Origin of the sequence: Geomonas edaphica (assembly GCF_004917075.1) — a bacterium.
GTDB lineage: Bacteria > Desulfobacterota > Desulfuromonadia > Geobacterales > Geobacteraceae > Geomonas > Geomonas edaphica.
The window spans coordinates 666249-687959 of record NZ_SSYB01000004.1; the positions used below are offsets into that span (position 1 = coordinate 666249).

General features: G+C 61.6%; 17 protein-coding genes. 11 read left to right on the forward strand and 6 right to left on the reverse strand.

Translation table 11 applies throughout. From position 1 onward, the window contains the following. Window positions 1–318 precede the first annotated feature (318 nt). The 11 genes from E8K79_RS13795 (at window position 319) to E8K79_RS13845 (ending at window position 12777) form a co-directional block, all read left to right on the forward strand. Window positions 319–903: a 4Fe-4S dicluster domain-containing protein gene (locus tag E8K79_RS13795; protein WP_135869014.1), complete on the forward strand. Its 585-nt coding sequence runs from the start codon at window positions 319–321 to the stop codon at window positions 901–903. After that, window positions 900–1856, forward strand: coding sequence for a CoB--CoM heterodisulfide reductase iron-sulfur subunit B family protein (locus E8K79_RS13800; RefSeq protein WP_136515227.1), 957 nt, complete (start codon window positions 900–902; stop codon window positions 1854–1856). The genes E8K79_RS13795 and E8K79_RS13800 overlap by 4 nt, the downstream gene beginning before the upstream one ends. A 31-nt stretch (window positions 1857–1887) precedes the next feature. After that, complete coding sequence (locus tag E8K79_RS13805) at window positions 1888–3885, forward strand: CoB--CoM heterodisulfide reductase iron-sulfur subunit A family protein (RefSeq protein WP_136515228.1); 1998 nt, start codon at window positions 1888–1890, stop codon at window positions 3883–3885. Window positions 3886–4044: 159 nt separating this feature from the next. Continuing rightward, window positions 4045–4590 (forward strand): hydrogenase iron-sulfur subunit, encoded by a 546-nt coding sequence (locus E8K79_RS13810; RefSeq protein WP_136515229.1) that lies wholly within the window; start codon window positions 4045–4047, stop codon window positions 4588–4590. 172 nt (window positions 4591–4762) lie between these two features. Then, window positions 4763–5707, forward strand: a complete 945-nt coding sequence (locus E8K79_RS13815) for a 4Fe-4S dicluster domain-containing protein (RefSeq protein ID WP_136515230.1) — start codon at window positions 4763–4765, stop codon at window positions 5705–5707. 145 nt (window positions 5708–5852) lie between these two features. Continuing rightward, the gene (locus E8K79_RS13820; RefSeq protein ID WP_136515231.1) at window positions 5853–6860 is read left to right on the forward strand and encodes a 4Fe-4S dicluster domain-containing protein; all 1008 of its coding nucleotides are present in this window, start codon (window positions 5853–5855) and stop codon (window positions 6858–6860) included. Window positions 6861–6984: 124 nt separating this feature from the next. Continuing rightward, window positions 6985–7827 carry an FAD/NAD(P)-binding protein gene (locus E8K79_RS13825; RefSeq protein WP_136515232.1) on the forward strand — a complete coding sequence of 281 codons (843 nt, stop codon included), beginning with the start codon at window positions 6985–6987 and terminating at the stop codon, window positions 7825–7827. Between the two features lie 182 nt (window positions 7828–8009). Next, window positions 8010–8915, forward strand: coding sequence for a DMT family transporter (locus tag E8K79_RS13830; protein ID WP_246043826.1), 906 nt, complete (start codon window positions 8010–8012; stop codon window positions 8913–8915). Between the two features lie 189 nt (window positions 8916–9104). Further along, window positions 9105–9953 (forward strand): sulfide/dihydroorotate dehydrogenase-like FAD/NAD-binding protein, encoded by an 849-nt coding sequence (locus E8K79_RS13835; RefSeq protein ID WP_136515233.1) that lies wholly within the window; start codon window positions 9105–9107, stop codon window positions 9951–9953. Further along, window positions 9950–11359, forward strand: coding sequence for an NADPH-dependent glutamate synthase (gene gltA, locus E8K79_RS13840; protein ID WP_136515234.1), 1410 nt, complete (start codon window positions 9950–9952; stop codon window positions 11357–11359). The genes E8K79_RS13835 and gltA overlap by 4 nt, the downstream gene beginning before the upstream one ends. 380 nt (window positions 11360–11739) lie before the next feature. Further along, a complete protein-coding gene (locus E8K79_RS13845; RefSeq protein ID WP_136515235.1) occupies window positions 11740–12777 on the forward strand; it encodes a cytochrome-c peroxidase in 1038 nt (345 codons plus the stop codon). Here E8K79_RS13845 and E8K79_RS13850 read toward each other — a convergent pair. From E8K79_RS13850 to E8K79_RS13875, 6 genes are all read right to left on the reverse strand, one after another. After that, complete coding sequence (locus E8K79_RS13850) at window positions 12770–15640, reverse strand: hybrid sensor histidine kinase/response regulator (protein WP_136515236.1); 2871 nt, start codon at window positions 15638–15640, stop codon at window positions 12770–12772. The two genes, E8K79_RS13845 and E8K79_RS13850, sit on opposite strands and share 8 nt — an antisense overlap. A gap of 279 nt (window positions 15641–15919) precedes the next feature. Continuing rightward, on the reverse strand, window positions 15920–17143 hold the full coding sequence (locus E8K79_RS13855) for an OmpP1/FadL family transporter (RefSeq protein WP_136515237.1): 1224 nt from the start codon (window positions 17141–17143) through the stop codon (window positions 15920–15922). A 115-nt stretch (window positions 17144–17258) separates the two neighbouring features. Continuing rightward, a complete protein-coding gene (gene corA, locus E8K79_RS13860; RefSeq protein WP_136515238.1) occupies window positions 17259–18212 on the reverse strand; it encodes a magnesium/cobalt transporter CorA in 954 nt (317 codons plus the stop codon). A 121-nt stretch (window positions 18213–18333) separates the two neighbouring features. Next, complete coding sequence (gene hemE / locus E8K79_RS13865; RefSeq protein WP_136515239.1) at window positions 18334–19353, reverse strand: uroporphyrinogen decarboxylase; 1020 nt, start codon at window positions 19351–19353, stop codon at window positions 18334–18336. A gap of 281 nt (window positions 19354–19634) precedes the next feature. After that, the gene (locus tag E8K79_RS13870) at window positions 19635–20711 is read right to left on the reverse strand and encodes a radical SAM/SPASM domain-containing protein (RefSeq protein ID WP_136515240.1); all 1077 of its coding nucleotides are present in this window, start codon (window positions 20709–20711) and stop codon (window positions 19635–19637) included. Window positions 20712–20921: 210 nt separating this feature from the next. Next, window positions 20922–21677 carry an ABC transporter permease gene (locus E8K79_RS13875; protein ID WP_136515241.1) on the reverse strand — a complete coding sequence of 252 codons (756 nt, stop codon included), beginning with the start codon at window positions 21675–21677 and terminating at the stop codon, window positions 20922–20924. Between the last annotated feature and the right edge of the window lie 34 nt (window positions 21678–21711).

Here is a 21711-nt window from a genome sequence, read left to right on the forward strand (position 1 = left end):
TTAAAATGACGCATTTTTGTATAATTTCGGAGCCCAAATCCCGCCAGAGAAAGCCGATTTCTGCAGCCAATTTCATAAATACCTTTGTTTTTCAGTGCCTTCCAAAGCAAACAAAAGCTTGCTTTTTTGTTTTAAAATGGCGTATAGTCCTCCCCAATTTCGTGTATGACAAAAATTTCGTCTATTTTAAAACATCGTTCCCGCAAAACAGAAAAACTGCTCGTTAAGGGCTTGCCTTTTCCCTTTCCATGGGCGTATGATTTCGAGCTGTTTATTAACAAAATGGTCGCTGGCCATTAACCAGTCACGAGGTCCGCAGTGAAAAACAAGTTGATGCACCTCTCCAACGAGACCATGAACGTCGGTTTCGTGAAAAAGGTGGAAGCGCTCTCCGGCAGCTCGGTCCGGCGCTGCTTCCAGTGCGGCAAATGTTCCGCCGGCTGTCCCATGTCGACGTTCATGGAGCACCCGCCCAACCGGATCGTGCGCCTGCTGCAGTTAGGCCAGGGGCAGCGCGTCCTCGCCGGCCGCTCCATCTGGTACTGCGCCTCCTGTGAGACCTGCACCACCCGCTGTCCGAACAAGGTAGACCTCGCCGCCATCATGGACGCGCTCAGAAAGCTCTCCTGGGACGCCGACGGCCCCTCGAAGGAAAGCTACGTGCAGCTCGCCAACCGGCTCTTTATCGAGAACATCCGCACCTACGGCCGCCAATACGAACTCCGCCTCGGCGCCATCTTCAACATGAAGAGCGGCCAGTTCCTGAAGGACCTCATGCTCGGACCGAAGCTCCTCTCCAAGGGGAAGCTGAAGATGTTCCATTCCAAGAACCGTAACATCGGTGACATCGAGGGGATCTTCAAGAGAATCGAGGAGATGCGCAAGAAGGGGGAGGCACTGTGACGCCCGGCAAGAAAAAACTCAGTTATTCCTACTATCCCGGCTGTTCGCTGCACGCCTCCGGCCGCGAGTACGATATTTCCACCCGCGCCCTTTTCAAGGCGCTCAACGTGGGGCTCAAGGAGGTGCCGGACTGGTTCTGCTGCGGCGCGACCCCGGCCCACAACGTGGACGAGCTCCTGTCGCTTTCGCTTTGCGCGAAGAACCTTTCCCTGGCCGACCAGGTCGAGGGGGACTTGGCCGTTGCCTGCGCCGCCTGTTTTTCGCGTCTGAAGACCACGCAGCACCACCTGAAAGAGGACGAGACCAAGAGAAAGCAGGTCGAGTATGCCATCGACGGCCCGGCATCGCTCAACAAGCCGGTAAAGCACATTCTGGAGATCCTCGCCCGCGAGTACGGTCTCGCGAAGCTCGAGGAGAGCGTCAAGAAGCCGCTCATGGGGCTCAAGGTCGCGGCCTACTACGGCTGCCTCCTCACCCGCCCCCCCGAGGTGCCGGAACTAGACGACTGCGAGGACCCGAGCATCATGGAGGACATCCTGCGCGCGCTCGGCGCCGAGCCGGTCAAATGGTCGCACCGCATGGAGTGCTGCGGCGCGAACTTCACCCTCTCCCGCCCGGGCGTGGTGCTGAAGCTTTCCAACGCCATCCTGGAATCGGCGCGCCTTGCCGGGGCCGACTGCATCATGGTCGCCTGCCCCCTGTGCCACGGCAACCTCGACATCCGGCAGAAGGAGATCAAGGAGGCCTATGGCGCTCCCGACTCCACCCTGTTCGGCAGCATCTTCGGGTCCGACCTGCCGCTTAGCACCACCAGCGAGGACCGGCGCGACCTCCCCATCTTCTACATCACCCAGCTTGCGGCCCTCGCCATGGGCGTCGCCTCGCAAAGCCTCGGTTTCGAGAGCGTCATCATCGACCCGAAACCGCTGTTAAGAGATAAACAGCTGCTCTAGCCCCCGGCGGCAGCAACGGATTGAGGAGCTTATGTCCAGAATCGGCGTTTTTGTTTGCCACTGCGGCGAGAACATCTCCCGCACTGTGGATGTGGAGCAGGTCGCCAAGGCCGCGGGTGAAATCCCCGGGGTAGCGTATTCCTGCGATTACAAGTACATGTGCTCGGACCCGGGACAGACCCTTCTGAAGAAGGCGGTCGCCGAGCACAAGCTGGACGGCGTGCTCGTAGCGGCCTGCAGCCCGCGCATGCACGAGAAGACCTTTAGGAAGGCGGCCGAATCCGCCGGGCTCAACCCGTACCTGTGCGAGATGGCGAACATCCGCGAGCACTGTTCCTGGGTCCACGAGGACCGGGAAATGGCGACCGAGAAGGCGACCGGCATCGTGAAGCTCATGGTGGAGCGGGTGCGCAAGGGTAAGTCGCTCGCCCCGATCACCGTCCCGGTGACCAAGCGGGCGCTCGTCATCGGCGGCGGCATCGCCGGGATCCAGGCGGCCCTCGACATCGCCGACGCCGGGCACCGCGTGGTGCTGGTCGAGCGCGACCCCTCCATCGGCGGCCACATGGCCCAGCTCTCCGAAACCTTCCCGACGCTCGACTGTTCCCAGTGCATCATGACGCCGAAGATGGTTGACGTGGCGAACCACCCGAACATCACCCTCTACACCTACGCGGAAATCGAGAAGGTGGACGGCTACATCGGCAACTTCCAGGTGACGGTGAAGCACAAGGCGCGCTCGGTGGACGAGTCGAAGTGCACCGGCTGCGGCGTCTGCATGACCAAGTGCCCGAAGAAGAAGATTCCCAACGAGTTCGACCAGGGGCACGGCATGCGCCCCGCCATCTACGTCCCCTTCCCGCAGGCGGTTCCCAACACGCCGGTCATCGACCGGGAAAACTGCACCATGTTCCAAAGCGGCAAGTGCGGCGTCTGCGCCAAGGTGTGCGGTCCCGGCGCGGTCGACTACGAGCAGACGGACAGCTTCACCGTCGAGGACGTGGGGGCCATCGTGGTCGCCACCGGTTTCAAGCTCTATACCATCGACAGGAAGCCCGAAGACAGCCCGATCCAGGGTTACGGCGAGTTCGGCTACGGCACCATCCCCGACGTCATCGACGGCATGACCTTCGAGCGTCTTGCCTCCGCCTCAGGCCCCACCGGCGGTAAGATCCTGCGTCCCTCGGACGGCAAGGAACCGAAGCAGGTGGTCTTCATCCAGTGCGTCGGCTCGCGCGCCAGGGAAAAAGGGATCTCCTACTGTTCCAAGGTCTGCTGCATGTACACCGCCAAGCACACCATGCTCTACCACCACAAGGTGCACGACGGGCAGGCCTACGTCTTCTTCATGGACGCGCGTACTCCGGGCAAGGGTTACGACGAGTTCTGGCGTCGTGCCGTCGAAGAAGAGGAAGCGGTCTACATCAGGGGCATGGTCTCCCGCATGTATCAGAAGGGGGACAAGATCGTCGTGATGGGGAGCGACATCCAGGTCGGCGTCCAGGTCGAGATCGAGGCGGACTTGGTCGTCCTCGCCACCGCGGTGCAGGCCCAGGACGGCGCCGACCTCTTGGCGCAGAAGCTCGGCATCTCCTACGACAAGTACAACTTCTACTCCGAGGCCCATGCGAAGCTGAAGCCGGTCGAGTGCGCCACCGCCGGGATTTACCTTGCCGGTGCGTGCCAGGGGCCGAAGGACATCCCGGACACCGTCTCCCAGGCTTCCGCGGCCGCGGCGAAGGTGATGACCCTGTTCGCGAAGGACCAGTTGGAGCGCGATCCGGTGGTCGCCAAGGTGAATGAGAAGTACTGCGTCGGCTGTTTCGCCTGTAAGAAGGTCTGCGCCTACGGGGCGATCGAGGAGAAGGAGATCAGGGACCGCCAGGGGAACCTGGTGAAGAAGGTTGCGTATGTGAATCCCGGCGTGTGCGGCGGCTGCGGCACCTGCCAGGCCACCTGCCCCTCCAAGTCCATCGAACTCGACGGCTACACCGACGAGCAGATCATGGCGATGATAGAGGCGCTGTAAAGGCAAGAGGCCGTTCAGCGTTCAACGTTCAACGTTCAGCGGGTTTCTTCCCTAAAGCGCTTTTTTGGATAGTGACAAGACAGTCAACACCCCGTTCCGTCAGGGCAATCACGTTCTCGAACGTTGAACGCTGAACGTTGAACGGCTCCAGAGGTTTCCATGCACGATTTTGAACCGAAGATAGTCGCCTTCGTCTGCACCTGGTGCACGTACGCGGGGGCGGACCTTGCCGGCACGAGCCGGATGCAGTACCCGCCCAACGTCCGGGTGCTCAAGTTTCCCTGCACCGGGAGGATCGATCCGGTCTTCATCCTGCGCGCCTTCCAGAAAGGGGCGGACGGGGTGCTCGTCTCCGGTTGCCACCCGGGCGACTGCCACTACATGGCCGGGAACTTCCACGCCCGGCGCCGCTTCGCAGCCTTCCGCGCCCTGCTCGACTTCATCGGGGTCGACCTGAACCGGCTCCAGTTCTCCTGGGTCTCCGCTGCGGAGGGGGGAAAGTGGGTCGAGGTGGTGACCGATCTGACCGAGCGGGTGCGCACCATGGGGCCGATGCCGGAGTTCAAGGAGCTGGAGCACGAGGAGTTGTGGTCCACCTTCGCCGAGGCTACGGCGGGCAAATCCACCGGGCTCAACATCACAGGGGACAGGTCCCAGGTGCTCAACACCCCGGAACTGAAAGAGGCGTACGACAGCATCAGCTGATTACGGCGTGTGGTCGGACGAACTCCGTAGGGGCGAATAATATTCGCCCAGCCGCCGGTGCCCCGACTACCGTAATTGCGGATCCGACTGAACGCGACGAAGGCGGGCGAATGATTATTCGCCCCTACAACAACACGCCCCTTCCTAGGGGGGAAATGAACGGACCCACGTCATGAACGCTAAAGCTAACAAGAACCAACTGACCAGCATCGAGCCGGCCTACTACGAGGCGGTCACCGAGGCGATTCGCAAGGAAGCGGTGAAGATCCTTAAAGAAGATACGGTGGTCGGCGTGGTCGGCTATCTCCCCGGTCGCCGCAAAGGAACCGCCACCCCGGCGCTGGTGACCTCGGTGGAAGAAGCGGAGAAACTCGTTTTCTCGCCCGCCTGCGTCAACAACCTCTCGGTCTACCTCACCAAGGCGAAGAAAGGTGTGCTGAAGCAGGGTAAGGTCGGCATCGTCGCCAAGGGTTGCGACATGCGGGCCTTGGCCGGCCTGATGACGGAATCGCAGCTCCAGCGGGAGGACCTCTTCATCATCGGCGTGGTCTGCCCCGGCGTGTACGGTTTCGGCGTTGAGCGGACCGGGACCTTGACTGAAGCCAACATCGCCCGCAAGTGCCGCGAATGTATCGTGCACATGCCGGAGGGGGCCGACGTCGCCGCCGGAACCCACGCCGAGCTCGCCGACCTGACCCCGGAAGAGGCGGAGGAGATGGCCCGCATCGAGGCGATGCCGCAGGCGGAACGCTGGGCTTTCTGGAAGGAACATTTCTCGCGCTGTATCCGCTGCATGGCGTGCCGCCAGGTCTGCCCCTTCTGCTACTGTGAGCAGTGCCTGTGCGACAAGAACCGGCCGCAAGCGGTGGAGAGCTCGCCGCGCCCCGCCGGCAACATGGCCTGGCACCTCGTGCGCGCCATGCACCTTGCCGGACGCTGCGGCGGCTGCGCCGAATGCGAGCGCGTCTGCCCGATGGACATCCCGTTGAACCTGTTGAACCGCCGCATGGCAAAGGAGCTGAAGGAGCTCTACGACTACGAGGCGGGGCTCGCCCCGGTGGAAAAGGGGCCACTCAACCAGTACAAGGAGGACGACGACCAGTCGTTCATCAAGTAGGCACAAGGTCCCCTCCCCTGGAGGGGGAGGGACAGGAAGGGGGCTTTCCACCGCTAGCTTCCCCCCTCCCAGCCTCCCCCCTCCGGGGGGCGGAGCTGACACCATCAACGGCGGCCCTGCAACGGCCGCCATGAAAGAGAACCCTATGCAGATCATTACGGAACAGAACCTTCGCAATCTGATCGACCTCCTGGTCAAGGAAGCCAAACTCGTCGTCGGCCCGAAGCTGTCGGGATCGGTGGTCCTCTACGAACCGCTCACCGCGGGGACCGAGCTGACCCTCGACGCACTGCCGCGCCGCTCCTCGAAAGAGCTGTTCTTCCCCGTCTGCGAGGACATCCTCTCCTACAAGCGGGAAGGCGGCGCCATGAAGGTGACCGACGTGGACCGTTCCAAATTCCCGGAAACGGTGCTGTTCGGCGCGCCCCCCTGCGATGCCGGCTCCCCCTCCATCCTGGATGCCGTCATGTCCTGGGACTACAAGGACGAGTTCTACCTGGAGCGCCGCAAGAAGAGCACCATCGTCGGGATCGCCTGCACCAAGGGTGACGACGCCTGCTTCTGCCGCGCGGTGGGACTGGCACCGGACACCGAGAACGGCAGCGATCTCTTCCTGACCCCGCTCAAGGACGGCTCCTACGCCTGCAACGCGGTGACCGAAAAGGGACAGGCCCTGGTTGCCGCGCACAAGAACCTCTTCGCGGAAGGGGCGGGTGCCGAGCCCGTGCCGTTCGTGGACCAGGCCGTCCAGAAGCTCGACCTCGTCAAAATCAAGAAGTGGCTGGAAGAGCACTTCGAGGACCCGCTCTGGGAGAGAATCGCCGACATCTGTGTCGGTTGCGGCGCCTGCGCCTTCATCTGTCCGGCCTGCCACTGTTTCGACATCAACGATGAGGGGAGCACCGACGATGGTGTGCGGCGCAAGCACTGGGACGCATGCGGCTTCGCGAAATTCACCAACCACGCCTCGGGGCACAACCCGCGCGACGTGCAGAACAAGCGCTACAGAAACCGCATCATGCACAAGTTCAAGTACTACGACGACAAGTTCGGCAAAACGCTTTGCACCGGCTGCGGCCGCTGCATCCGCGCCTGCCCCGTCGGCATCGACATCGCCGAGATACTGGAAACGATTAACGGCAAAGCGGAATAACCATTAAAAACCATATTCACAGGGATGAATGGGATAAAAGGGATAAAACCTTAAACCTTGAAGTTATCCCCTTCATCCCCTTCATCCCTGTTAAACGCCTTTGTTTTAACGAGAGAACCGATCTATGTGCGAATCCAAGAACATCTACCTCCCCAACCTCGCCACCATCGAGACCATCGTCGACGAGACCCCGGATGTCAGAACGCTGCGCCTGGTCTTCCAAGACGAGGCAGTCCGGGAAAATTTCAACTTCCGCGCCGGCCAGTTCGCCGAGTACTCCTCCTTCGGCTTCGGTGAGTCGACCTTCTGCATCGCCTCGGCCCCGACCCGCAAGGGTTACATCGAGTGCTGCTTCAGGAGCGTCGGTCGCGTGACCGAGTCGCTCAGAAGGCTTGAGGTGGGCGATACGGTCGGGGTGCGCGGGCCCTACGGCAACTCCTTCCCTATCGAAGAGTTTTACGGCAAGAGCCTCGTCTTCATCGCCGGCGGCATCGCCCTTCCGCCGCTTCGGACCGTGATCTGGAACTGTCTCGACCTGCGCGACAAGTTCAAAGACATCACCATCGTGTACGGCGCCCGCTCCGAGGCGGACCTGGTCTACAAGCACGAGTTGAAGGAGTGGCAGGAGCGCGGCGACGTGCGCCTGGTGAAATGCGTCGACCCCGGCGGCGCAGGCCCCGACTTCGACGGCAAGGTCGGCTTCGTCCCGACCGTCCTCGAGGAGGCGGCGCCGAGCGCCGAAAACACCATCGCCCTCGTCTGCGGCCCACCGATCATGATCAAGTTCACGTTGCCCGTTCTGGAGCGTCTTGGCTTCTCCGACGACAACATCTACACCACGCTCGAGAACAGGATGAAGTGCGGCGTCGGCAAGTGCGGCCGCTGCAACGTCGGCAACGTCTACGTCTGCAAGGACGGCCCGGTCTTCACCGCCCGTGAAGTGAAGGCGATGTCTCAGGAGTTCTAGCTGTAAAGGGGACTGGCTCCGCCAGGTGCCTGTCCCCTTTCTTGCCCCCACCTCTATAGCCTTTATCCCTTTTATCCCCTTCATCCCTGTTCAAATTGCTTGACCAACTGCGCGAAATGAGCGAGTCTTTGCGCTTTGGCGCCGCCCTCACCCGGCATTCTCCAGTTTACGGACCGTAGCGCTTGGCGCGCAGGTTCGTCATAGGTATCTCCATGCCGTACCTCCTTCTCACCCTGAGCGCCCTGATCTGGTCCGGCAACTTCGTGATCAGCCGGGCGATGAACAGCGTCATCCCTCCCGCGGGCTTCGTCTTCTGGCGCTGGGTGGTCGCGCTCGTAGTGCTTCTCCCGATCGCACTGCCGCGCCTGCGCCGCGAGTGGCCCATACTGCGCGCCAACCTGCCGCTTATCGGCATCTCCGGCCTCTTCGCCGTCACCCTCTTCAATTACCTGATCTACATGGCGATGCACTGGACCACCGCAATCAACGCGGCCCTCGTCAACTCGGCTATCCCCATCTTCATCATCATGTTCGCCCGCATCTTCTACGGGCAGCGCGTCATGCTGCGCCAGCACGCCGGGGTCTTCCTTTCCCTGGTCGGCGTCGCAGCCATCATCCTGCGCGGCGACCCGGCCCGCATCCTGACGCTCACCTTCAACCGCGGCGACCTCCTGGTGCTCTTAGCCGCGATCGCGTGGGCGCTCTACTCGGTGGCGATCAAGCGCTACCCCCAGGGGCTAAACCCGTTCGTGTTCCTGTTTTCCATGACCGTGGTCGGCCTCGTGCTCCTCGTCCCGTTCTACGCCTGGGAGATCTCCGCAGGACACCACATGACCTTCAACCTCCCTACCGTACTGAGCATCCTGTACGTCGGCGTCCTCGCGTCGGTGGTCGCCTTCACCGCCTGGAACCACGGTCTGCGCCGGGTCGGCCCCCACATAGGCGGGCAGTTCGTGCACCTGATGCCCGCCTTCTCCACCATCATGGCGGTGATGTTCCTCGGCGAAACGCTGCAGGGCTTCCACATCGCAGGCATCGTGCTCATCTTCGCCGGCATCATCTGCGCAACCTATAAAGTAAAGGCCTAGCCCCCTCCCCTGCCCTTCCCTGCAAGCCGCTTGAGGCAGTCGAGTCGTCCATTGTCAATTATCCATTGTCAATCGTTCATTACCCCTGCTTTTCCGTATACTTCCTTGCCCTCCCCCCCTCGCTGCTGATATCGTATTCACTACGCTAAAACAGCTGCAGCATATCTCTTCCCCAAGAAGGTGACCCCAATGTTCGAAGTTGTAAGCAACGAGATTCTCGCGGAAAACCTCCACAAGATGGTGCTGGTCGCCCCCCGCATCGCGCGGGCAAGGAAGGCGGGACAGTTCGTCATCGTCCGCCTCGATCAGGGCGAGGAACGCATCCCGCTCACCATCGGCGACGCCGACCAGGCCGCCGGGACCATCACCCTCTTCATCCAGGCCATCGGCGCCTCCACCCGGAAGATCGTGGCAACGCCTGCAGGCAGTTTCATCCGCGACGTCGCAGGCCCCCTTGGCAAAGAAACCCACATAACCAACTGGGGCAGAGTCGTCTGCGTCGGTGGCGGGGTCGGCACCGCGGTCCTCTTCCCACTGGTGAAGGCACTCGCCGAGGCGGGCAACGAAATCACCACCATCATCGGCGGTCGTTCCGAGAAGTACGTCATCCTGGCCGACGAGCTTGGGGCCCTCTCGAAAAACCTCATCATCACCACCGAGGACGGCAGCCAGGGTTACAAGGGGTTCGTGACCGGTCCTCTTTCCGAGATCCTCGCCGACCCCGAGCGCGTGCCGCAGGCGGTCTTCGCGGTCGGCCCGGTTCCGATGATGAAGGCGGTTGCGAACATCACCCGCGAGCCCGGCATCGAGACCATCGTGAGCCTCAACCCGATCATGATCGACGGCACCGGGATGTGCGGCGGCTGCCGCGTGCAGGTTGGCAACCAGACCAAGTTCGCCTGCGTGGACGGACCGGAGTTCGACGCGCACCTGGTCGACTTCGACGGCCTTTCCGACCGCCTCACCAGCTATCGCAAGGAAGAGGCGGCAAGGCACGCAGCCGAGGGCTGCAAACTGGCTAAGGAGGTAGCAAAGTGAGCAACGACCTTTCCCCCAAAGAGAGGATGGCGATAGACAGGGTACACATGCCGGAGCTGCCGGCGGACGAGCGGAACAAGAACTTCGAGGAGGTCAACTTGGGACTCTCCGGGGATCAGGCGCTCTCCGAGGCGAAGCGCTGCCTGCAGTGCAAGACGAGAAACTGCGTCGCGGGCTGTCCGGTTGGTGTTTCCATCCCGGAATTCATCGACGCGCTCGCGTGCGAGGACATGCCGCGTGCGGCGCAGATCCTGCGCGGCGACAACGCGCTACCCGCCGTCTGCGGCAGGGTCTGCCCCCAGGAGACCCAGTGCGAGGCACTCTGCATCCGCGGCAAGAAGGGCGACGCGGTGGCCATCGGCTACCTCGAGCGCTACGTGGCCGACTGGGCCATGCAGCACCCGGACCGCCTTCTCACCGAGCCGACGCCTGAGCCGACCGGCAAGTCGGTAGCCGTGGTCGGCTGCGGCCCCGCCGGGTTGACCGCTGCCGGAGAGCTCGCACGCCAGGGTCACAAGGTAACCATTTTCGAGGCGCTCCACGACACCGGCGGCGTGCTCCGCTACGGCATCCCGGAGTTCCGTCTTCCCAAGGAGATCATCGACAGCGAGGTTGCCGTGCTCGCCCAGTTGGGCGTCACCATCGAGTGCAACGTGATCATCGGCAAGACGCTCACCGTCGCCGAGCTGCGCAGCGAATTCGATGCAGTCTTCATCGCCAACGGCGCCGGGCTCCCCACCATGCTCAACATCCCGGGGGAGAACCTCAAAGGGGTGTACGCGGCGAACGAATTCCTCACCCGCGTGAACCTCATGGAGGCCGGTCGCAGGGAGGATAGCGCCACGCCGATCCTGCAGCGTGACGAGGTCGCCGTCATCGGCGGCGGCAACACGGCGATGGACTGCGTAAGAACGGCGAAAAGGCTCGGCGCCAAGCGCGCCATGATCATCTACCGCCGCGGCGAAGCTGAGATGCCGGCGAGGGTCGAGGAGATCAAGCACGCCAAGGAGGAAGGGGTCGAGTTCATCATGCTCACCGCCCCCCTGGCGATCGTCGCCACCGAAGACGGCTGGGTGAAGGCGCTGCGCTGCCAGCGCATGGAGCTTGGTCCCGCCGACGACTCCGGTCGTCGTCGTCCGCAGGCGATTCCCGATTCCGAGTACGACATCCCGGCGGGAATAGTGATCAACGCGGTCGGCACCAACGCCAACCCGCTCCTCACCGCCACCGCACCGGACCTCAGCCTCAACAAGTGGGGCAACGTCGTCACCGACGATAACGGCCAGACCAGCATCCCCGGCGTCTTCGCCGGCGGCGACATCGTCAGGGGCGGCGCCACCGTCATCCTCGCCATGGGGGACGGCAAGCGCGCCGCCGCTTCCATCGATGCTTACCTGAAACGCTAAGTTACGCGGTGACGTCTGCCGCACAAAGGGGGAGGGCCATAGGCCCTCCCCCTTTTTTAGTTCTCGAGATTCCAGTGAGCACAGATTGCGCTCGCTCGCGAAGGAAAGAGCAAATCCCCCTGTCCCCCCTTCGCAAAGTTCGCTAAGGGGGACAAGCTCCTCCTTCGAAAAGGAGAGGACGTTCTGCCGTGCTCACCGCTTCGAGGAGACATCCGCCTAGTACCCGGAATTCTTAGCTAAAAGGGGAGCGCCGGGGCTCATGTAGTGCTGCGTGAGCAGCTTTTCCCACTTTCCTCATTATTGCCTGCGGTTGACACCTCGCCTGTCGGGGGTACCTTTTAATGGTTTTGCTGATCTCACCTTTCTAATAGGAGGCAGTCATGAAAAAGAGGGCGTTATTGTTGTTCGCACTACTTTGCCTTGGCAACTCCGCGTTCGCCGCCGATGATCTGACGACGCAGGCGAAGAAGCTCTTCAAACCGATCCCGTCCAAGGCCCCATCCCTGAAGGAGAACCCAGCCACCGCCGCGAAAATCGACCTCGGAAGGAAACTGTTCTTCGATCCGCGGCTTTCCAGCTCACAGCTCATCAGCTGTAACACCTGCCATAACGTCGGGCTTTTCGGGGCGGATCTACAGGAAACTGCAGTTGGACACGGCTGGCAGAAAGGACCACGCAACTCCCCCACCGTCTTCAACGCGGTGTTTGATGCTGCGCAGTTCTGGGACGGAAGGGCGAAGGACCTGCAGACGCAGGCGAAGGGGCCGGTTCAAGCTAACGTCGAGATGAACAGCAATCCAGAACTCGTGGTGAAGACGCTGAAGAGCATCCCGGGTTACGGACCTCTATTCAGGGCGGCCTTTCCCGGGCAGAAGGATCCGGTAAGCTTCGACAACATGGCGAGGGCAATCGAGGTCTTCGAGGCGACCCTTATCACCCCGAGCTCCCCGTTTGACCGCTTCCTGCAAGGAGACACCAAGGCCCTGAACGCCGCGCAGAAAAGAGGGCTCAAGGTCTTCATGAACAAGGGGTGCGCCCCGTGCCACGCCGGTATCAATGTCGGCGGCGCCGATTACTACCCCTTCGGCGTGCGGGAAGCCCCCGCTACCGAGATCCGCCCATCCGGCGATACCGGCCGCTTCATGGTCACCAACACCGAGAGCGATCGCTACGTCTTCAAAGCCCCTTCCCTGCGCAACGTCGCCTTCACCCAGCCCTATTTCCATTCCGGGAAGGTCTGGAAGCTGCGCGACGCGGTGGCGGTCATGGCTTCGGCTCAACTCGGGATCAAATTATCCGACCATGAGGTGGACGATACCGTGGCCTTCCTGCATGCGCTGACCGGAAAGGAGCCGAGGATCGCTTACCCGCTTCTTCCGCCGAGCTCCGACACGACACCACAGCCAAAGCTCAAGTAGCAGTGGTACCACCGGACAGCGCGCCCAAGGCCTTCCTCAGGGATTCCAGGTCGTACGGTTTCTGTATGAACTGCGCCCCCTTCTGGCCGGAGAGCCTTCTTGCCTCCTCCGCCGCGCTGTAACCGCTGGAAAGCACGATTTTCACGCCAGGCCGAATGCGGCGTAACTCATCCGCCGCGGTGATCCCGTCCATCCCAGGCATGGATAGATCCATGATCACCGCGGCGATTTTTTCAGCGTGCTCCCGGAACAGGGCGACCGCTTCCGCACCGTCACATGCGATCAAGGTCGGATAGCCAAGCCCCCTCACCATGGCCCGGCAGACCAGTCGCACCATCTCCTCGTCGTCGACAATGAGCACCGTCCCCTCTTCCCCTGCCTCCTCCGGGACCTTGAGCGGTATCCCCGCCTCTGCGCCAGGTGAGCTTTTCGCCGCTTCTTCCCGCGCCACCGCTCTCTCAACGATCGTCGTCGGTGCCAGCTTTGCCGCAACGCTCTTCTCAATCAGTTGCTGTTCGGGGGCGGGCAACAGCACCTTGACGCTGGTCCCCTCCCCTGTTTCAGACCGCACCAGGATGGCTCCGCCGTGCCCGCGTACGATCCCCTGCACGGCGCAAAGTCCCAGCCCGCGCCCGGTAAACTTCGTCGAGAAGAACGGGTCGAACATACGGTCGCAGGTGGCGCGGTCCATGCCGGCACCATTGTCGGCAACCTCAAGGACGATGAAGCTCCCCGCTACCGGCTTTTCGTCCAGCCTGCTGATGGCGAGTTCTGCAGCCCCCACTTCGGCCACGCCGGTGCTGACCGTCACGGCGCCCCCCTCCCCTAGCGCTTCGAGGGCGTTGGTGATCAGGTTCACGATCACCTGCTGCATCTGCCCCGGGTCGGCTTCGAACGAGGGAACACCTGGCTGCAACTGGGCGGTGAGGACCGCTCCCTTGCGCACCGACGCCTTCATCAGGTCCACGTTCTCCCCTACCAGTCGGTTCAGGTCGACCACCTGCAGGGTATAGCCGCCCTTGCCCGAGTACGCCAGCATCTGGCGGGTCAGATCGCCGGCGCGCTTGGCCGCCTGGTAAGCGTTGTCCAGGTATTTAACGGCCGGACTCTCGGGTTCCACCACGTGACGGACCAACTCCAGGTTCCCGCCGATCACCATGAGCAGGTTATTGAAATCGTGGGCCACCCCGCCCGCTAATACGCCCAAACTCTCCAGCTTCTGGGTGTGCAGCAGCTGTCGCTCCAGTTCCCGTCGCTGCAAATCCCCCTGGCGCTTCTCCGTGATGTCAGTCCCGGAGCTCAGCACCCCCTGCACCTGGCCTTGGTCGTCGCGCAGCAGGATGTTGTGCCACGAGATGAGGCGCGTCCCCTTGTCCTTGGTGACGATGCGGTTTTCGAAGAACTCCAAAAACTCGTGCTCACCGCGCACCAGACCGTCGAAGATCTGGCGGACTTCCCTCTTCTCCTCCGCCGGGACAAAGTTTTCACACCAATCCATACCGCGGAGCTCCTCCACCGTCCCCCCCAGCAGGACGGCACCGGTGCGGTTGATCATCGCTATGCGTCCGCCGGTATCCACGAGAAGCAGCATAACCGCGGCCACATCGAGGTAGCGGCGGGCATTCTCCTTCTCCCGTTCCAGGTCCCTAGTCCTTTCGGCGACCTGCCGCTCCAGCTCCTCGTGCCAGTTGGCGATGCGTTCGGCCATGCTGTTGAAAGCCGCGCCAAGCTCGGCGATCTCTTTGGCGGTACCGTGACCTGTAGCCGTTCGAGCAGAAAAATCTCCTCCTTCGAGGGCGGCGACGCTTCTGCGCAACTCCCGGATAGGGCTCGCAATCTTGCCGGCTCCCCACCACACGAAGAGCAGTGCGACGGAAATCATGGCGAGCCCGAACAGGGCCGCCCGGCTCCTCGTGGCTGCCAGGGGCGCGAAGGCGGTCTCCTCGTCGACCGCGACGGCGATACCCCACCTCCCGGTGCCACCGACCTCCAGGTAACGGTACGTGGCGAAGAACCTTCTGCCGTCACTTAGCGTCTCCAATTGTGATGACGCCGACTTCCCGAGGACCCGCCCGGTCAGTTTTTCCGTGAGAGGATCCCTGCTAGTCTGGGTCCGTCTCTGTTCCGGCACCGATGCGAGCAGCTCGCCGCGCGGCCCCACGAGGATCATGATGCTTTGCGCACCGGCCGTGCCGGGAAGCAGCGTAAGAGCTTCGAAACTCGGTCTCGGTCCGGCCTCGGCAACTACCACCCCCGCAACGTCCCCGGTCACCTTCCCCGCCCTGTCCCGGACCAGTACTTTCCGTCCGATGAGGATCACCGGTTCACCGCTTTCGCGGACGACGTCGATGTGCTCGGCTGCGCCGGCGGCGAGTGCGGCCGCGATGAAAGCCTTGTTGCGGTAACGGGCGCCGACAAGGTCCATCTCGCTCGCAGCCAGGACCTTCCCTGCTGGGCCCACCAGCACCACGGATGTGTAGGTGTCGGGAGAGATGATCTTTAGGGTGCGCAGATTCTGTGAGAGTGACTGGATATCCGCCGAGTCCGGCTCGTCGCCTCCCGCCAGGGCCGATTCGGTCGTCCTCACGAAGTCGCGCGAGTTGGCGACGACGGCGAGCTCGGCACGCCTCGAGGCGAGCCAGGTCACTACCGACTCCACCTTCAAGTCCGCCGCGTCCTCCAGCGCACGCACGATCTCGCTCTGCTTAAGCGGGTAGATCCCTTCGATGCCCAGTTGGGCCGAGCCGTACACGAGAACGAGGATCAACGCCGCCGAACCGGCAAGCGAGATGACGCTGAAGTAGGCGATGATCCGTTCGCGCATGCCGCACGAGGCGGGGTATGGTTTTTCTTTTATGGTCATGGTTGGTGGTTGGAACCTGGCGGCTCCGCATTTACGGCGACCGGATCTTGCAGTGCGCCGTTCGCCCGGTTAGGCAGCCTGGCGGGGGAGGGGAGGATAAATGGCTGCGTACCGTAGGGGCAACGTGTTACTAATTCGGATCTTTTCCACCGACTTTATCGGCATATATGGCGCTTTCTTGAGTTCAATGTTTGTGGCGGGGTAGGGGGGAAGGTCTTGGGCAGGCAAAAAAAAAGCCCCCTCTGGCTGAGGGGGCTTCTGTTGCAATATGCACTCACGCTACATGAAATGCCATATGAGTCCGATATCGTAGGAGGTTTCCCGCACCTTCGAAGAGAAGGTGTAGGTCCCGCTCGCGTCGCTCTCGCTCACGTGGTTGCTGAGCGCGCACATCCCGCCTAGATGCGCTTCGAACGAACCGGTGAACTGGTAGCCGACCCCGAATGAGAAGTGATGCTCGGCTATCGCCGGGAATCCGATGATGCGCAGGTATTCGTACGCCGCATTGGAGACCGTGGCCCCCTGGATCTGCGTCGTCCCCATGAGGTCGAAGTTCTTGTGCAGCCGCACCGGGTTCTTGCCGTAGTTGTAGCCAAGGCGCAGGGTAAGACCGTCCGGGTCCTTGTACTGCATCCCCAGCGCGTAGACCCACTGGTCCTTCCAGTCAAACTCACGATAACCGTCGGCATCGCTCCAGTTGAGCCACTTGGCATCGGCCTCGAGGAGCAGGTCTTCGGTGGCGTGCCAGGCGATCCCCGCCGAAGCGGTACGCGGGGACTCCATCTCCAGCTCCTTCTTCTCTCCACTACCGAAGTCGGATACCCTCTCGTGCGAAAGCTTCTCCGCGCTGGTGTAACTGGCACCGATGGAGCAGGGACCCATGCGGTAGATGGCGCCAAGCTGCTCACCGATGCCGTAGTTGTGCGAGGTACCTTCGCCCAGGTCAAGCGAGCCGTACAAAAGGTGCAGTGAAGACCCTATCGAGAAATTCGGGGTTACCAGGAAGGCGATGTTGGGGGCGAACTTGAGGATCTGGAGCTGCGTGTAGATGTCACCTTCAGCGCCGGGGGAGCCAGGGTTGAGATCGATCCCTTTGTTGCGGTAGTCGACCCCCATACCGGTGATCCCGAACATGCCGAGACCGAAACGGAACCGGTCGCTGATCGGCGTTACCATGCCGACGGCGGGGATGATGAACGGCTTCATGTCGCTCTTCGCGCTGACAACCTGGTGCCCCATGGTCACGGTGGCCTTCACCGAGGGATTGTAGATCGTCGAGGCGAAGACCACCTCAGTGCCGGGGCAGTAGGGCCCCATGCATACCGCGGCGGGATTGGCGAAGATGGCGCTTATAGCGTCCTGTGGGGCGGCGACGCCGGCCCCTCCCATAGCGCGCGACGCAGGCGCCACACCGATCAAGGTATCGCCGTTGGTTGCCCATGCTTCGGGTGAGGAGATAGAAAGTAACAGTGCTGCTGCCGCAAGTACCGCCTTCTTTGCCATAAGTCCGCCTCAATTAATGAATTTCAAGCGGACCTTATAGCATTTTTCTTACAAGGTGTAAATAATCCATTTTTCCGTATACAGATATGAAAACCACTAAAGGCGATGGGAAAAGTTACAGCCACCCCTTCCGCTTGAAATACCAATAAGGTGCGATGCCCGATAGGATCATCAGGGCCAGGGCCCACGGGTAGCCGAGCCCCATCTTCAGCTCGGGCATGTAGTCGAAGTTCATGCCGTAGATGCTGGCGACGAGGGTAGGGGGGAGGAAGACCACCGCCGCAATGGAAAAGATCTTAATGATCTGGTTCTGCTCGATATTGATGAAGCCCTGGGTCGAGTCCATCAGGAAGTTGATCTTGTCGAACAAGAAGGTGGTGTGCGACATGAGGGTCTCGACGTCGCGCGCGATCTCCCTGAGCGTTTCGGCCTGGTCGGTCCTATCCCGCAAGTGGCGCAGCAAAAAGGAGATGTCGCGCTGGGTATCCATGAGGCAGAGGCGGATCTTTCCGTTACTGTCCTCGAGCCGCGCCAGCTTGTCGATGGCGTCCTCGAGTTCCGCGTCCTCGTCCTCGAGCACCATGTGGCTCACCCCCTCGAGCTGGCGATGGATGTCCTCCAGGGTATCGGCGTGGTTCTCCACCTTCTGATCCAGCAGGATGACGAGCAGTTCCGCTGCGGAACGGCACTCGACGTGACCGCGGCGGGCGCGCATGCGCAGCAGTCGGAAGTCGGCTAAGTCTCCCTCGCGAATGGTGATCAGGTGGTTCGTCTGCAGGATGCAGGCGACGGTAAGCGTCATGTGACGCCCCTCGCTCTGGGAGAGGAAGAGCGGGTGGACGTGGATCCCGGCGGAGTCCACGAAGCATCGGGCGGAGATCTCGATCTCGTCGACCTCGTCGTACTCGGGGATGTCGGTATGCAGGAGGAGCTCCAGCAGATCCCTCTCTTCGTCGTCCGGTTCGTGGGCGTCGATCCAGTCGGCCTTTAGGATCTGGTTGGGGAGGTCCTCCCGCTCGAACTCCATCTCTGTGATGAGTCCGCTTTCTATCTTGAAAAGCCTCAGCATGATGCGCTCCTGCCTGGTCCGCGCCCTCGGTGCCGGCCGTGGCACTGCGGACACCCGGACCCCTTGCCCGGTTGAAACAAGAAGGGCGGCCTTATCGGCCGCCCCAGTCTGTGGTCCTGAATTATTTCTGCGACAGCCTGTGCACGCAGTCGACCATGAAGATCGCATTTTCCGGCGGTACCGTGGGGAGGATGCCGTGCCCCAGGTTGAAGATGAGGCCGGGCCTGCCGGCGTTCTCGTCCAGCACGCGCTTCACCTCGCGCTCGATGACCTCTTTCGGTGCGAAGAGCACGGTCGGATCGAGGTTACCCTGCACCGCCATGTCGCCCAGGATGTCGCGAGCCTTGCCGAGGTTCACGTGCCAATCGAGGCCCATGACGTCGCCGCCTGCTTCTTTCACGATCTCGAGCATGGTGCCTGCGCCCTTCACGAAGTGGATCACCGGAACGTTGGTGCGGTTCAGGCCGTTGATGAGGCGCTGGGTGTACGGGAGGACGTAGCGCTCGTAGTCGGCGGGGGAGAGCATGCCGCCCCAGGTGTCGAAGATCTGGATCGCCTGCGCGCCGGCCTTGATCTGGGCGTTCAGGTACTCCATGTCCATGGTGGTTATCTTGTCCATGAGCGCCGCGTAGATCTCGGGCTCGGCGTACATCATCTTCTTGAGTGCGGCGAAGTCCTTGGAGCCTTTGCCTTCGACCATGTAGCAGGCGAGGGTGAAGGGAGCGCCGCCGAAGCCGATCAGCGGTACCTTTGCGGCAAGCTCTTTCCGGAGGAGTTTGACGGCGTCGAGCACGTAGGGGACGTCGGTCTCCATTTTCGGGATCTTGAGCGCCTCTACGTCGGCCATGGTGCGGATCGGTTTGGTGAAGACCGGCCCAGGGGTGAAGTCGAGCTCCATGCCCATCGGCTCGATCGGGGTGAGGATGTCGGAGAAGAGGATCGCGGCGTCGACGCCCAGGATGTCCACCGGCTGGATGGTGACTTCAGCGGCGAGTTCCGGCGTCTTGCAGAGTTCCAGGAAGGTGCATTTGGAGCGGACGCGCATGTAATCGGGGAGGTAACGGCCGGCCTGACGCATAAGCCATACCGGTACGATGTCGACCGGCTTACCCCAACATGCGTCTAAAAATCGAGTATTCATAGTAATCCTCCTGGGTGAAATTTGAGGTGTCTCGAACCACAACATTACAGCGTGAAGCCGCCCATCAAACTTGGTTGTCCATCAAACTTTGGATGGATAACTGGGCAAAAAAATTACTTCCGGGTGGTGAGCCCCTAACCTTATCCCTCTCCCGTCATGAAACGGGGGCCGTTAAAAGTCCCCCTTTGCGAAGGGGGATTTAGGGGGATTTGCTTTTGCTTGGGGAGAGGCAAATCCCCCCCGCCCCCCTTCGCAAAGGGGGGGGGAAGCAAATCGTCAAACTATTTCTGCTCTTTTCTCTGCACCTTGATCGGCACGTAGTTGCAGAACGGTTCCTCTTCCATGTAGTCGCCATACACCGCATCGGCGCGGGCGCGGCAGCCGCCGCAGACGTTCAGGTATTCGCACTCGCCGCACTTACCCTTGTAGGCTTTGAAGTCGCGCAGGTCCTTGAAGATCTCCGAGTTTTCCCAGAGCTCCTTGAACGGGGTTTCCTTCACGTTGCCGGCGGTCCTGTGGAAGTAGGAGCAGGGCTTCAGGTTGCCGAAGCAGTCGATGAGGCAGATGGTCTGGGCCGCGATGCACCCCTTGCCGCCGCCGGTGGAGAAGGTGAGGGAACGACGCTCGAACTTCTCACCCTCCGCCTTCGCCTTCTGCGGCACGATGCGGTAGTAGTGCGGCGCGCAGGTCGGGCGCATGAGGATGTCGTCCTCGTTTTTCTCCTGGTGGTAGTGCCAGTCGAGGATCTCCTCGTAGTCTTCCTTGGAGATCAGTTCGCTCATGATATCCTCGCCGCGACCGGTCGGGACGATCATGAACATGTACCAGGCGGTGGCGCCGATGGACTTGGCGACCTTGAAGGTGTTGGCGATGTCGGTCTGGTTGCGCTTGGTGAAGGAGGAGTTGACCAGGAACTTCTGGCCGTGCTTTCTGAAGAGCTCGGCGGCCTTCATCACGCCTTCGAAGGCGCCCGGGCACTGGCGGAAGTCGTCGTGCACGGCGGCGTTGGAGCCGTCCAGGGAGAGCGACACCATCTTGATGTCGGCCTTCCTCATCTTCTCGCACACCTCGTCGGTCACGAGGGAGCCGTTGGTCGCCATGCACATCCTGAGGCCGAGCGAGGTGCCGTACTCGGCGAGTTCGAAGATGTCCGGCCGCATGAGAGGCTCGCCGCCGGAGAGTACCACGACCGGCTTCGAGAAATCGGCGATTTCCTTCAGGAGCTTCTTTCCTTCCTCGGTGGTGAAGTCACCTTCCGACGAGGTCAGCTCGGACGAACAGCGGCAGTGCACGCATTTGAGGTTGCAGCGCTGGGTGGTCTCCCAGGCGATCCATTTCGGTACGAACTCTTCGGCCATGGTATCTCCAATGTGACCCTGGAAAGCGTGCAGTGCGGGGGGGAATCGACTCGGGGCAGGGAACGAATTCGCGCCAAAAACGGTCGGCTCTGCGACAAGGAACGCTTCGGCTGCCTCCTTCCCGACACGGCGTCGCAAGGGGCATCCAGGAGGTAAAAAGTTTACTGCGAACTTTACTATGAAAGGCGCGACGAACTCAAGAAGAATCGCTTATTCCGCCATTTTACGGTTGAAGACGTATACGGCGACGGCGAAAGATACGGCCGCACTCAGAACCAGGTTGACCAGGTAGTGAGTGGGGACGGCTCCAGTGAGGAGAGCGTCGCGCGCCCCCTCGAAAATAGCCGTGGTGGGAAGCAGCTCAATCAGTGGCAGTATCGATGAAGGGTAGGATGAGAGAGGGAAGAAGATACCCGCCATGAAGATGAGCGGGACGATGATCACGGACTGCACCCGGCCTATGTTTTCCGGCTTGTCTATGACAGTGCCGCAGATAGTGCCGAGGCAGGAAAAGGTCATGGAAGAGAGTGCGATGCAGCCTAAGTAGCTTGGGAGGTGCGTGTAGTCGATGCGGAAGGGGGTGAGGGCGAGGATCACCAGGAAGACGACCGAACCCTTTACCGCCCCTTGTGAGAAGCCGGAGAAGATCTTGCCGATGACGATGTCGTAGACGGTCACGGGGGTGACGCGGTACTCCTCGATGGTGCGCTGCACGCGGCGGTGGAACCACATGCTCCAGGAGCTCTCGTCGAAGGCCGCGTTGACCGCGGTCATCGAGATGAGGCCGGGGGCGATGAAGAGAGGGTAGGGGACCCCGTTCACGGCGGTGATGTACCCTTTGAGACCGAAGCCGAAGGCGAGGTAAAGGGTGAGGGGGTATGCCACCACCGAGACGAGCTCAGAGACGATGCTGCGCCTTAAGACCAGCATGTCCCTGCCCCAGATGGAAAACGCGCCTTTGAACATTGGCTCCCTCTTCTTGGTCTGACGTCAGACCTGT